Consider the following 13,341-nt stretch of genomic DNA (forward strand, 5'->3'; position numbering starts at 1 on the left):
GTACTCTTCCACCGTGACCGCGATCGATCCCGACAAGCTCAGCACGTGTCTACAGGTGCTGGCCGACATCGAGTCGTTGCCGCCCGAGCACCCCGACGCCGTCGCCGTCCGCCGGGCCACCGCGGGGATATTCAAGTCGGTGAAGAGGGCCCGCCGGCACGCCAAGCGCGACGCGGTCGCCGCTGCCGATCGTGCCGTCATCGCCGCCACCGCCACCGGCGCGCCCGGGCGCATCGACGACGAGACCGCCGGCCTGCCGCTGGTGTCCGCCGCGGCGGGAGCCACCGCGGGAACCCTGCTGCGGTCCCGGGCCTGCTACATCTGCAAGAACCACCACACGGTGGTCGACGCGTTCTACCACCAGCTCTGCCCGGAATGCGCTGCGCGCAACCGCGCCAAACGCGACGCCCGCACCGACCTCACCGGCAGGAGCGCCCTGCTCACCGGTGGCCGCGCCAAGATCGGGATGTACATCGCGCTGCGGCTGTTGCGCGACGGCGCCCAAACGACCATCACCACCCGGTTCCCGAACGACGCGGTGCGCCGTTTCGCTGCGATGGACGACAGCGCCGACTGGCTGCACCGGCTGCGCATCGTGGGTATCGACCTGCGCGACCCGGCCCAGGTGGTCGCGCTGGCCGACAATGTGGCCGCGCAGGGCCCGCTGGACATCCTGATCAACAACGCCGCCCAGACGGTGCGCCGCGCTCCGGGCTCGTACACCGCGCTGGTCGAGGCGGAGCGCACCCCGCCGGCCGAGCTCGCGGACGTCGACGTCGTCACGTTCGACCGGGTCAGCGACGCCCATCCGGCGGCGCTCGCCGGGAGCCTGGCCGAACACCCGGATCCGCACGCCGTCACCGAGCTCGCACTCACCGCGCGAAGCGCATCCCCCGAGCGGATCGCCGCGGGTACCGCGATCGACGCGGGGGGCCTGCTGCCCGACACCGCCGCGGTGAACAGCTGGACCCAGCGGGTACACGAAGTGGACGCGATGGAGCTGCTCGAGGTGCAGCTGTGCAATCAGACTGCACCGTTCATCCTGGTGAGCCGGTTGCGTCCGGTGATGGCCGCGTCACCGGCCCGCCGCAAGTACGTCGTGAACGTATCGGCGATGGAGGGGCAGTTCAGCCGCGCCTACAAGGGCCCGGGGCATCCGCACACCAACATGGCCAAGGCCGCGCTGAACATGCTCACCCGCACCAGTGCCGCCGAGATGCTGGAGCAGGACGGCATCCTGATGACCGCCGTGGACACCGGCTGGATCACCGACGAGCGCCCGCACCCGACCAAGCTCAGACTCGCCGACGAGGGGTTTCACGCTCCGCTGGATCTGGCCGACGGCGCCGCCCGCGTCTACGACCCGATCGTGCGCGGCGAGGCCGGTGAAGACCTGCACGGCTGCTTCCTCAAGGACTACTCGCCGACGAACTGGTAGCGGACACCCCTGGCTCGGCTCCCGCTTGGCCACCGCGAGCAGACACAAACTCGCACAAAAGCCGGGATGTTTGTGCGAGTTTGTGTCTGCTCGCGGCAGGGGGCGGTCAGTCCAGCGGGTTGACGCGGCTGACGATCAGCGGGTCGGCCGGGGTGAAGGGGAAGTTCGGCAGATCGTCGATGTGGGTGTTGAAGGCCGCGGCCAGCACTTCGCGGGAGTACGCACTCACCGAGGCGCGGTAACCGATGTCAGCGGGGAACGGCTGGTCGAAGAAGATCAGGAAGTGCCACTCGTCGGTGCCGATGTTCTCGATGTGGTGTGGGTAGGCCCGTGGGATGAAGTACATGTCCCCCGTGGTCATGGTCCAGGTGTCTAGTGTCCCATCGGGATTCATGACGGTCATCCGGGCGTCGCCGTGGTGGACGTAGCCCATCTCGGCGGTCACCGGGTGCCAATGCGGCTCGCGCATCCCGACTTCGCTGACCCGTAGTGAGTACATCGACATGTCCTTGAGCACCGGCCAGTACTGGTCGCGGGCGAAGCGGGCGCTGCCACTGACGTAGTTCAGTCCCGGCGCCTGGGTTTCGATGTCGAACTTGTGCGGATCGTTGAAAAGTGCGCGGGCCGGGATTTCGGGATCGCCGGTGCGGGCAGCCAATTTGTGGTCGGTGGTATCGCGGCGGATTTTGGCCAGGTCGGCGGCGGGCAGGTCGTAGGTGTTGCCCAGCACTGCGTCGGAGAACGCGCCCAGGGTGGCGGCGAAGCCGAAGTCCTCAGGCCGTTCGCTGCGGAACGCGATGATGAACTCGGCGACGTCGTCGCCGATGTTCTCGATGTGGTGCAGCGATCCGGAGGCGGCATAGAACATCTGCCCGGCGGTGACGATGAAGGTGGAGAACCTGCTGCCGTCGTCGAGGATGGACACCAGCGCGGTGCCTGACACACAGTAGGTGAGCTCGTTGGCGTTGGCGTGCCAATGCGGGGTGCGCATCGTTCCCGGGTTCAGGAGCACCCTCTTGATCGACAAGCCTTTCAGGATCGGCAGGGTGTCGGCGGTGACGCGCCGCATCGAGCCGAGTTCGGACTCTTCGACGACCTCACCGTCGAGGAGTGAGGCGGTGTGATTGCTGGGCGCGATGGACGTCGTCATGTGGTCCTCCTGAGTGTCATGTGCGGCGACTGGGAAAGACTCTGCTCGGTCAGCGGACCGCTGTCGATTTCGAGCCGGTGGCATCGCCGCACGACTCGATGCCGAGCTGTCGTACGAGTGACAAGGTGGAGACCAGGGTGTCGGGCACGTTCGAGGGTTCGCCGCCGGGGTCCGTCCGGATGGCCGTGAGCAGGGCATCGAACGAATGCTGTTCTGTCAGTTCACTTCCAGACGCAGCGACGCAAGGCGGGCGCGGGCGTCCTCCGGGATGGGTGTCGGCCCGCTGTCGTCGAGCAGCACCAGCACGGTGTCGCACAGGCTGATACATGTGTCGTCGTGAAACAGGGCGGTGGAGGCGACGAACGACGTCGTCCCCACATGGCCGATGCCGATGGCGGTGTCGATCGCTGCCGGCCACGGCGCCTCGTGCAGATAGTGCACGACGATCGTCGACGTCACGATGCGGAGAGTTCGCACGGTGCGCGCATACACATCAGGGAACACCTGCCGGTTGAGGCCTGCCCGGGTGTTCTCGTGCAGCGATTCCAGCGCGACGTTGTTGAGGTGTCCGTTGGCGTCCATGTCCCCGAAGCGCGCGTCGATCAGCTGGTGGACCGGGTACGTCGTCGCCTCCAGCCGTGCCGGGTGCGGTCGCGGCACGGAGCTGATCAACGGGTTCGATCCAGACTGCATGAGGTGAAACTAGCGCCTCGGTCATGTCTGGCTCGCCAGGCGCTGACGAGTCGGACCCGGCACTGGTGGTCGATGAGGCAGACTTGCGCAGGTGACGAACAGGCCGCAGCGACCCGGGCAGCCTGGCCGGCGCGACCGGGGTGCTCCGCCGTCCGACCCGGCGACCCATCGGCTCCCGCGTCCGGGCCGCCACGAGCAGCCGACCGAGAAGATCCGCGCGCGATCTGCGGATGCGGTGCCCACCGAGCAGTTCCGGCGGCCGCCGCCACCGCCGCCACCTCCTGCTGTGGACCGTGCGCAGCGGCCCGCTGTCCCCGGGCGCGGTGCCGGTCCCCGTAACCGGCAGACGAACATCCTGATCGCGGTCATCGTGGTCGCCCTGCTGGTCGGCGGCCTGGCCCTCGGCGAGCTCTACGCCAGACATCGCGCCGATGGCATCCTGGTCGGCGTGGCCGAATGTGTCGTCGAGGACGGCGCGACGATCTCCTACGGCGTGAACCCGCCGTTCCTGTGGCAGCACCTCACCGGTCATTACACGAACATCTCGGTACGCACCGCGGGGGACCGGGTGCAGTCCGCAGAGGGAATGACCGCGGCGGTCACCCTCGAAGACGTGCGACTGCAGGACTCCGGCGACTCCAAAGGCACCATCGGGTCGCTGGATGCCACGCTGACGTGGACATCGGCGGGCATCAGGGACACCGTCGCCGACAATCTTCCCGGTGTCGGCAGCCTCGTGACCGGCGTCGTGACCGACCCGGCGGCGGGCACCATCGTGCTGCAGGCGGGCGAGAACAGCGTCACGGCCAGGCCGGTGGTCACCGACGGCGATCTCGAGCTCGAGGTGCTCGATGTCGTCGGCCCGTTTCCGCGCGACGCCGTGCAGAGCGCACTCGACGACCTCACCACGCGGCTCAACGACAACTACCCGCTCGGAATCCAGGCCGACAGCGTCGTGGTGACCGACGCCGGCGTCGTCGGGGAGTTCTCCAGCCGCAACGCGTCGATCCCGCAAGAGGACACCAATCCCTGCTTCGCGCGACTCTGAGCACCTACCCGCCGGAACGGTACTCCAGCAGAGAAATCGCGAGTGGCGGCGTGCTGGAATACCGTTCCGGCGGAGGGCGGTTCACCGCCCGCGGGCCAGCTGCTCCAACAGCGGCCGCGTCCGGTAGGCAACGACCTCGTGCATCGCCACCGACATCGTGGTGCGTTGCACGCCGGGCACCGCGAGCACCAGTCCGGCGAGGCGGTACAGGTCATCGGCGTCGGTGGCAACCACCGCGATCAACAGGTCGGCCGCACCGGAAAGCCCCGTCACCTGGGTGACCTGAGCGATGGTCTCCAGCGCCGCGAGGACGTCTTCGAGCTGGTGCTGGTCGACGACGGCGGTGATGAACGCCTTGAGCGGATAACCGAGATCGCGCGGTGACACGCAGCGGTCGATCGGCGCGAGCACCTTCTCCTGCTCCCACCGCGACAACCGCGCCTGCACGGTGTTGCGCGCGAGGTTGAGCGTGGCCGCCAGTTGCACCCCGGTGGCCCGGGGGGCGTCACACAGCGCCAGCAGCAGACGGGCATCGGTGCGGTCCAGCTTCGTCATGCCGCGCAGTATCGCACGTCACACTCCACCGACAATGGGCAACATGCTCAATCCGATCGTCATTGCTTGCTCAGTCTGTATGTCAGTGCCACCCTGGAGGTAGCAACACACCCATCGAACGCCGAGGTGGTGAGCCCCGATGACCGATCTCGACACCCGCCGACCGGACCCGGGGCCCGACACGAATCCGTACCGACTTGGCGACCGCTACCGCACCGGGTCGGGCCGGGTTCTGCTGACCGGGGTGCAGGCCATCGCCCGGGCGCTGATCGAACAACACGAGCGCGACGCCCGCGCGGGTCTGCGGGTGGCGACGTTCGTCTCGGGTTACCAGGGCAGCCCATTGGGTGGGGTCGATCGGATGCTGTCCGGGATGCCTGAGGTGCTGCAGGCGCACGACATCACCTTCGTGCCCGGCCTCAACGAGGAGCTGGCCGCCACCGCGGTGTGGGGCAGTCAGGCCGACTTCGCAACGTTCTCCTCGGGCGCCGCACGCTACGACGGCGTGGTGGGTGTCTGGTACGGCAAGGGGCCCGGTCTGGACCGGGCCACCGACGCCCTGCGGCACGCGAACATCTACGGCACCAACCCACACGGCGGGATGCTGCTCTTGGTCGGTGACGATCCGGCGTCGAAGTCCTCCACCGTGCCCGCGGCCAGCGAGCGTTCGTTGGCCGCGCTCGGTATCCCGGTCCTCTTCCCGCGCAACGCTCGCGAGATCGTCACGATGGCCATGCACGGCGTGGCGCTGTCGCGGGCGTCGGGGTGTGTGGTCGCACTCAAGATCGTCGCCGACGTGGCCGACGGCGCCTGGTCCGTCGACGCCGCTGACGTCGACGTCGACCTCGTCGCGCCCGAAGTGCTCTGGGAGGGAGAGCCGTTCGTCTACCGGCAGCGTCCGATGGCGGCACCCGCCGCCAGCCTCGACGCCGAGGCGGATCTGTACGGACCACGGGCTGAGGTGGTGCGCGTCTACGGTGCCGCCAACGGTCTGGACGTCATCGAGCTCGACCCACCAGACGCCAGGATCGGCATCGCCGCCGCGGGAACGACCTTCGACTCGGTACGGCAGGCACTGCACGACCTCGGCGCCGACGACCTCGCACTGCATCGTGGTGGCGTCAGGCTGTTGCGGATCGGCATGCCCACCCCGCTGGGACCCGACGCCGTCACCGCCTTCGCCGACGGTCTCGACGAGATCTTGGTCGTCGAGGACAAGACCGCGTTCGTCGAGAGTCAGGTTCGGGAGATCCTCTACGGACGTGCCGGCGCGCCGCGGATCGTCGGCAAGAAGGACGCCGCAGGAAGGCCGCTGGTGCCCGCCGGTGGTGAACTGACCGCCGGACGGTTGATGGCGCCGCTGCGTCGTGCTCTCGGGGACCGGTTGGACTTGAAGAAGTCTCCGCCGCCGGCCCTGTCGCTGGAAGTGCTTCCCGCACAACGCACCGCGTACTTCTGTAGCGGCTGTCCCCACAACCGGTCGACCGTCGTGCCGGAAGGCTCGCTGGCAGGCGGCGGGATCGGCTGTCACACCATGGTGACGATGTCTGGCCGCACGGACACCGCGGTCACCGGGCTGACCCAGATGGGTGGAGAAGGCAGCCAGTGGATCGGCCAGGCTCCGTTCACCGACATTCCTCACCTGTTCCAGAACATCGGTGACGGAACGTTTTTCCACTCCGGTCAGCTCGCGGTGCAGGCCTGCGTCGCGGCAGGCGTCAACATCACCTACAAGCTGTTGTTCAACGACGTGGTGGCGATGACGGGCGCTCAGCACGCCGAGGGGGCACTCGCGGTCGCCGAGCTGACACACAAACTGGCCTCCGAGGGTGTCAAGCAGATCATCATCTGCGCTGAGGAACCCGGGCGCCACCGCAAGCGTGCTCTGGCCCCCGGCACCGTCGTCTGGCACCGTGACCGCCTCGACGAGGCGCAGAAACGGCTGCGTGACGTCAAAGGTGTCACCGTGTTGATCTACGATCAGCACTGTGCCGCCGATGCGCGCAGACAACGCAAACGCGGGACGTTGCCCGCCCGCACCACCCGGGTGCTGATCAACGAAGCGGTGTGCGAGGGCTGCGGAGACTGTGGTGTGAAGTCCAATTGCCTGTCGGTGCAACCGGTCGACACCGAGCACGGTCGCAAGACGCGCATCGACCAGAGCTCCTGCAACACCGACTACAGCTGCCTGGATGGTGACTGCCCGTCGTTCGTCACCGTCGAGGTGCAGCCTGCGCGGTCGTCGCACCGGACCCCTCGCCGGCCGGAGCCGCCGGCTCTGCCCGATGTCGAACCGGAGCCGGTGACCGGCACCCACAACGTCCTCTTCGCCGGGATCGGCGGCACCGGCATCGTCACGGTGAACCAGGTGCTCGCCACCGCTGCGCTGCGCACCGGCTACGACGTGGCGAGCCTGGACCAGACGGGGCTGAGCCAGAAGGCCGGCCCCGTGGTGTCCCACCTGCGGTTCGCCGCAGGCACACTCGACCCCGCCAACCGGCTCACCCCCGCCGCAGCGGACTGCATCGTGGGCTTCGATCTGCTGGTCGCCGCCGACGCCAAGAACCTCGGTTACGGTGACCCAGCCAGAACCGTCTGCGTGGTGTCGACGAGCAAGACGCCCACCGGAGAGATGGTGTACGACAAGACGATCGCGTACCCGGATACGGCCTACCTGCTCAACCGGTTGGACCAGGTGTCGCGCGATGTGCACTCGTTCGACGCCCTGGAGGTCTCCCGAGCGCTCTTCGGGGACACGGCCCCCGCCAATTTCCTGCTCATCGGGGCTGCTCACCAGAGCGGTGCGCTGCGAATTCCGGCCGAACACATCGAGGAGGCCATCACCATCAACGGTGTGGCCGTTCAATCCAACATCGCTGCGTTCCGGTGGGGCCGGCTCGCGGTCGCCGACCCCGTGCGGTTCGGTGATCTCGTTGCGCCGGAGCCTGTCCCGTCCGGGGCGGCTGACGGCACCCGCGTCTTGGAGGGCACCCGCGTCCTGGAGGAAACCACGTTCTTCGGGCACGTCGGTCATCTCATCAACAGGCGGGCCGCTGACCTCATCGCATTCCAGAGCGAGAAGGTCGCCCGCCGCTATGTCGAAGTGCTCGAGTCGGTCTGGTCAGCGGAGCGCGCGGTGGGGGAGCAGACCGAGTTCAGCGAGACCGTCGCCAGGGGGCTCTACAAGTTCACCGCCTACAAGGACGAGTACGAAGTGGCACGGCTGCTGACCGACGCACAGTTCCTGTCGTCGGTGCACGAGCAGTTTCCGACCGGCGAGAAACTGACCTACAAGCTGCACCCGCCGGTGCTGCGGGCGATGGGTCTGCAGAAGAAGATCGGCCTCGGCCCGCACAGCCACGTCGTTCTGCGCGTGCTGGCGAAAGGAAAACATCTGCGGGGGACCAAGTTCGATCCCTTCGGCTACGCCCACGTGCGCAGGGTCGAGCGCGGCCTGCTCGCCGAGTACACGGCCGTGGTGACCCGGCTGGCTGCCGAACTGGAGCGGTCCAACTATGGCCGGGCCGTGGAGGTTGCCGGCCTGGCGGACATGGTGCGGGGCTATGAGGACATCAAACTGGCCAGTGTGCGGGCCTATCACGATCGACTGCGCGACCTAGGAGTTCGCCGTTGACGGCTCCTGCTGCTGGACGTGCTTGGTGATCCACTGCGCGGCGAGCTTGACCAGGCCGGACTGCGGGTAGCGGCTGTGGGCGTCGAAATCGTCGCCACGCGAACAGATCGGGTCGTTGGTGTTGCACAGGTCGGCGGTACGGGCGCCGAAGTCGGGGCTCAGGATCGTCAACGGCCGGCCGAGTCGTGCCGCGGGGTTGCCGAACACCGCGACGGCGGCGACGTGGGGGACCACCGAGGCCGGCAACGGCGCGGTGTAACCGAACGCCGCGACCGGTGACGTGGTGACCACGTCGATGACAGCGGCGCCCTGCGAGTAGCCGCCGAGCACGATCTTGCTGTCGGGGCACGTGGCGGCGATGGACTGGATCCGTCTGCTGGCGTCATTGGCTCCCACCGCGACCTGAAGGAAGTCCCACGAAGCCGGGTACTTGACCGCATAGGTCCCGATCGTCTGGTCCTCCACCATGGGCGTCAGGGTGTCCACCAGCGCGCTGCCCACTTTGCCGAGCCCGGCGGGCTCGTCGGTGCCCCGGGCGAACACGACCTCGATGTCGTTGCACTCGGGCGCGGCGATGGCGGCTGCGGGGCTCAGTGCGCTCAGGCCGGTGAGGCCGGTGAGGCCGATGAGGACAGCAAGGGCTGACAAGGCGGCGCGCCGGGCGGCGGGGCGGATTGCCACGGTCTCTCCTCGACCTGAAGCGTGGGGGTGATCGTCCGCCAGTATCTACCCAATATTCACAGCTGTCACACCTGTAACACCGTCAGCGGAACAGCTTCACCCTCGAACCGAGCGCGAGGGCGCGTCGCCGTCCTCGAACGAGCTCGCGTGCCATCACCCCGCACACCACGCCCGCGAGGAAGACCCGGCGGGTGCGACGTCTCGGCCGGCGGGTCACCACGGCGGCGAAGAATCCGGACATGGCTGCGGCCACGGTGACGGCCAGCAGCAGCGAGATCAACTGTGTCGTCCCGAGTGAGTCCATTTCGCAACCTCCGGCCGTCGTCCGTGTCGGCGGCTCGCCCGATCCAACCACCGTTGCCGCCGGATCCGGCTCGACGGTGATCGTTCGTGACCGAAGCGAGCGCCAACCGTTAGCGCCGTCGTGAGGTCTTTAGGCCTCTGCGGGCGGGACCAACGCCAGCAGACGTGTGACGGTGGCCGAGATAGCGTCGGGGCCACGACGCAAACCAGGCCTCGACCTCACCGTCGAAGGGGGAAATGCCATGTCCGAGAGTTCTTCGCACTACGGGATCGTGGTGGGCGTGGACGGCTCACCGCAGTCCGACGCGGCGGTGGCGTGGGCGGCCCACGAAGCCGGGATGCGGGGCACGCGGCTGACCCTGGTTCACGCGCTGACCGATCCGACCGCCGCGGCATGGCTGGACGTTCCGTTGCCCGCGGAGTACTGGGAGGCGCAACGCGCACGGGCAACAGTCCTGCTCGAGGATGCGACCCGGATCGCCCAGCAGGAACTCCCAACCGACACCCCCGTCACGGTGGACCGACACGTTGCCTCCGACAGTCCGCGCGCGGTGCTGGTGGATTTGTCGAAGGACGCCGAGATGGTGGTGGTGGGCTGCCGTGGTTTCGGCGCCATCCAGCGGGCGCTGCTGGGTTCGGTCAGCTCGGGGCTGGTACGCCATGCCCACTGCCCGGTGGCTGTCGTCCACAACGACGACATCCACGACGACGACATCCACGACGACGACATCCACGACGACGACCCGACGCGGGACCGGCCCGCCGACGCACCGGTCGTGGTCGGCATCGACGGCTCGCCGGCATCTGACCGGGCGGTGCAAATCGCCTTCGACGAAGCCTCACGGCGAGGCGTCGACCTCGTGGCACTACACACGTGGCTGGAGAGCACTGACGACTTCATCGACGTCGGCTGGCCCAACGTCAGCGAGCGGGCCGAGGAGATACTCGGAGAACGACTCGCTGGCTGGCAGGAGCGCTATCCCGACGTCACGGTGCGCCGGATGGTCAAGATGAACAACCCCGTGCATGAACTGCTCGACCTGTCCGAGTCCGCCCAGTTGCTGGTGGTCGGTAGCCATGGCCGCGGCGGCATCGCCGGACTGGTGCTCGGTTCGGTCAGTTCGGCGGTGGTCCAAGGAGCCCGGATTCCGGTGATCGTCGCACGGCAGTCCTGATGCCGGAAGACAATCCACCCGTCGTCGTCGGGGTCGACGGTTCGGAAGGTGCAATCGCGGCGGCACGCTGGGCGGGGGTCATCGCCGCACAACTTCGCACCGGGTTGCACATCGTGCACGCGCTGCCCAGCATCGGACGCAACCTGGCCGAGTCGGCAGCGGCAATCGCGGCCGCGGCGATGAGCTACCAGGACGATGCAGTCGCGATCCTGCTCCGAGAAGCCACCGACGCGGTGCGCGCCGATCACCCCGCGCTGTTGATCAGCACTGAGGCGCTGGACATCCCGGTCGACAAGGCGCTGATCGAAGCCAGTCGCAGCGCGCGCTTGGTGGTTCTGGGTGGTGATGGCCTGATACCCGCGGTGGCACTGCTGGTCGGATCGACCACCCTGTCGGTGGCCACCCATGCCTGCTGCCCGGTCGTGGTCTGGCGTGGCGGACAGATGCCCGACGACGATCGCGCGGTGGTCGTCGGGTTCGACTTCACGCCGGCCGCGCGAAGCGCGCTGGAAAATGCCTTCATGGTGGCCGAATGCCTCGGCGCACCGCTGCGCGTGGTGTACTCCTGGCCGACGCGCACACCCGCGGCGCCGGTCAGTATCCCGTTCCTGATCGACTGGGAGGCGTTGGAAGCCGCAGAGTGGAGTCGGCTGGCCGACACCGTCAACCGCGCCAACAAACGTCATCCGGGTGTCAGTGCCGAATTCCGCATCGAAGCGGTCAGCCCGGCCAAGGCATTGCTGGGACGTAGCGCCGACGCTCAGCTACTGGTGGTCGGCACCCGAGGCCGCAACACCGTCGCCAGCGCGCTGCTGGGCTCGACGAGCATGAATCTTCTGCAGCACAGCAGGATTCCGATCATGATCTGCAGGCCGTAGCACGCCGGCCGCCGTCACTCCGCGGGGTGGCGGGACTGATCCAGCTTGGAGACGAAGATCGCCGCCTGGGTGCGCCGTTCCATGCCGAGTTTCGCCAGGAGCCTGGAGACGTAGTTCTTCACGGTCTTCTCGGCGAGAAACATCCGCGCCGCGATCTGCTTGTTGGTCAACCCCTCGCCGAGAAGGTCCAGCAACACCCGCTCCTGATCGCTGAGCCCGGACAGCGGATCGGAATGGTCGGCGTCGTGGCGCAGCTTGGCCATCAGCGCCGCCGCCGCTCTGTTGTCGAGCAACGAACGACCGGCGCCCACTTCCTTGATGGCTGCAGCGAGTTCCATGCCCTTGATGTCCTTGATGACATATCCACTGGCACCGGCGAGGATCGCGTCCAGCATCGCCTCGTCGGAGGTGAACGACGTCAGCATCAGGCATCGCAGGTCCGGGAGCAGCGAGAGCAGGTCTCGGCACAGCTCGATGCCGTTGCCGTCGGGCAGCCGGACGTCCAGGACGGCGACGTCGGGCGCCAGAGCCGGTATCCGGGCCAACGCCTGTGACACCGATCCTGCCTCGCCGATGACTTCGAGGTCGTCGTCGGCGCTGAGGAGGTCGACCAGCCCGCGACGAACCACTTCGTGGTCGTCGACGAGAAATACTCTCACCACACGACGTCCTCCCTGCCGATCACCCGCTACCCAGAGAGTACGTTCTGCAGTTCCCGGATGACGCCGAACCGGTCGGCTGGGTGAGGACAGGCTAATTCTGCGGGGCGACGCGCCGGACTTCGAAGACCTCGTCGATCGGCCGGCGCGGGGTCGGGGCAGGGACATCGGCGGCGGCCGGGGCGAGCCCGACCCGGACCAGGACCTGTGGCGTGTTCGACCCGCTCAGCGTCGCCACGATCTCCCGGGTAGCCGGCAACTCCATCAGGTGAGTCACCGTGCAGGTGGCCAGCCCTGCCATCGTGGCGTCGAGGAGAAGGGCGGACAACGCTTCTCCACACCGCAACACGCTGTCACGGGTGTCGTCGAACGTCGACAACACCACGATCTTGGAGCGGTCCTCGCTGACTTCTGCACGCCGGTGCGAGTCGCCGGTGACCGGAAAGCTGCGCCCGACGTCGACGCGGTCGCCTTCGGCCGCCGAGACCAGCGCGCTCTGCGGGATGCCTTCGTCGCGGGCCGCACCTGAGGTCCACCAATGGATTTCCTTGTGGTAGGACGAGTCGTACAGACGCAGCGACTCGACAAGATCAGAGGCCTGCGCGAGTTGTGGTCGATGCTCCTCCGCGACCACCGCGACCGGCACCGCTGCGGTATCGAGCGTGGCGCGCAGTTCCGACTCGAACAGCTTCCAATCCGGTGGCGCGGCGAACGGGAGCCTGTCGGTGCGCCTGGCCAGGATCGCCTCGGCGCGACGGCGATGCCCCTCTGTGACGAACGTGTTCGCGCTGAAATCGATCGAGGCCAGATGGTCGAGGTCATTGGGGTTGGGAAATCGTTCGACGTGGGCGGTCCACCCGGACGCGGCCATCGCCACCCGGAAGTGGTCGAGGACCGCTCCGCAGCTGATCAACGCCTCCCGGCCGGAACGGTCGGTGGACGGGGCGACGTGGTCTGGATCGATGAACAGATGGACGGCATCACCCTCGAGTGTCCAGCGCCAGGGCTGGCTGTTGTGCACCGACGGCGCCCGGCAGGCCAGCTGCACCGCGCTTTTGATGATCTCGGCGTCCACCGGAAAGTCCCGCATCGGTACTACCTCCTCATTCACCACCATCGTCGTCCGG

The 13,341-nt window shown here is 67.8% G+C and carries 12 protein-coding genes; 5 read left to right on the top strand and 7 right to left on the bottom strand.

Annotated features, from left to right (window positions below; all coding sequences use genetic code 11):
• Positions 1-13: 13 nt before the first annotated feature.
• Positions 14-1,438: an SDR family NAD(P)-dependent oxidoreductase gene (locus G6N53_RS13240; RefSeq protein WP_163888961.1), complete on the top strand. Its 1,425-nt coding sequence runs from the start codon at positions 14-16 to the stop codon at positions 1,436-1,438.
• A 106-nt stretch (positions 1,439-1,544) separates the two neighbouring features.
• Here the strand turns inward: G6N53_RS13240 and G6N53_RS13245 are convergent, their stop codons facing one another.
• The gene (locus G6N53_RS13245; RefSeq protein ID WP_163888963.1) at positions 1,545-2,588 is read right to left on the bottom strand and encodes a cupin domain-containing protein; all 1,044 of its coding nucleotides are present in this window, start codon (positions 2,586-2,588) and stop codon (positions 1,545-1,547) included.
• A gap of 216 nt (positions 2,589-2,804) precedes the next feature.
• Positions 2,805-3,281, bottom strand: coding sequence for an acyl-CoA thioesterase (locus G6N53_RS13250; protein WP_163888965.1), 477 nt, complete (start codon positions 3,279-3,281; stop codon positions 2,805-2,807).
• A 91-nt stretch (positions 3,282-3,372) separates the two neighbouring features.
• Here G6N53_RS13250 and G6N53_RS13255 point away from each other — a divergent pair, with 91 nt between their 5' ends.
• A complete protein-coding gene (locus G6N53_RS13255; protein WP_163888967.1) occupies positions 3,373-4,329 on the top strand; it encodes an LmeA family phospholipid-binding protein in 957 nt (318 codons plus the stop codon).
• An 81-nt stretch (positions 4,330-4,410) separates the two neighbouring features.
• Here the strand turns inward: G6N53_RS13255 and G6N53_RS13260 are convergent, their stop codons facing one another.
• Entirely contained in the window at positions 4,411-4,884 is a 474-nt protein-coding gene (locus G6N53_RS13260; protein ID WP_163888970.1) for an Lrp/AsnC family transcriptional regulator, read from the bottom strand.
• A 139-nt stretch (positions 4,885-5,023) separates the two neighbouring features.
• Here G6N53_RS13260 and G6N53_RS13265 point away from each other — a divergent pair, with 139 nt between their 5' ends.
• Complete coding sequence (locus G6N53_RS13265; RefSeq protein ID WP_163888972.1) at positions 5,024-8,518, top strand: indolepyruvate ferredoxin oxidoreductase family protein; 3,495 nt, start codon at positions 5,024-5,026, stop codon at positions 8,516-8,518.
• Here G6N53_RS13265 and G6N53_RS13270 read toward each other — a convergent pair.
• Together G6N53_RS13270 and G6N53_RS13275 are read right to left on the bottom strand one after the other, a co-directional pair.
• A complete protein-coding gene (locus G6N53_RS13270; RefSeq protein ID WP_163895850.1) occupies positions 8,501-9,193 on the bottom strand; it encodes a cutinase family protein in 693 nt (230 codons plus the stop codon). The genes G6N53_RS13265 and G6N53_RS13270 overlap by 18 nt on opposite strands.
• 88 nt (positions 9,194-9,281) lie before the next feature.
• Positions 9,282-9,503 (bottom strand): hypothetical protein, encoded by a 222-nt coding sequence (locus G6N53_RS13275; protein ID WP_163888974.1) that lies wholly within the window; start codon positions 9,501-9,503, stop codon positions 9,282-9,284.
• Positions 9,504-9,744: 241 nt separating this feature from the next.
• Here G6N53_RS13275 and G6N53_RS13280 point away from each other — a divergent pair, with 241 nt between their 5' ends.
• Together G6N53_RS13280 and G6N53_RS13285 are read left to right on the top strand one after the other, a co-directional pair.
• Complete coding sequence (locus G6N53_RS13280) at positions 9,745-10,677, top strand: universal stress protein (RefSeq protein WP_163888976.1); 933 nt, start codon at positions 9,745-9,747, stop codon at positions 10,675-10,677.
• Positions 10,677-11,555, top strand: a complete 879-nt coding sequence (locus G6N53_RS13285) for a universal stress protein (protein ID WP_163888977.1) — start codon at positions 10,677-10,679, stop codon at positions 11,553-11,555. The genes G6N53_RS13280 and G6N53_RS13285 overlap by 1 nt, the downstream gene beginning before the upstream one ends.
• Positions 11,556-11,569: 14 nt before the next feature.
• Here G6N53_RS13285 and dosR read toward each other — a convergent pair whose 3' ends face one another.
• Both dosR and G6N53_RS13295 read right to left on the bottom strand, forming a co-directional pair.
• Positions 11,570-12,217, bottom strand: a complete 648-nt coding sequence (dosR, locus tag G6N53_RS13290; RefSeq protein ID WP_163888978.1) for a hypoxia response regulator transcription factor DosR/DevR — start codon at positions 12,215-12,217, stop codon at positions 11,570-11,572.
• A gap of 91 nt (positions 12,218-12,308) precedes the next feature.
• On the bottom strand, positions 12,309-13,304 hold the full coding sequence (locus G6N53_RS13295) for an Acg family FMN-binding oxidoreductase (protein ID WP_163888979.1): 996 nt from the start codon (positions 13,302-13,304) through the stop codon (positions 12,309-12,311).
• Positions 13,305-13,341 lie beyond the last annotated feature (37 nt).

The sequence above is a fragment of the Mycolicibacterium hippocampi genome (assembly GCF_010723735.1).
Classification (GTDB): Bacteria; Actinomycetota; Actinomycetes; order Mycobacteriales; family Mycobacteriaceae; genus Mycobacterium; species Mycobacterium hippocampi.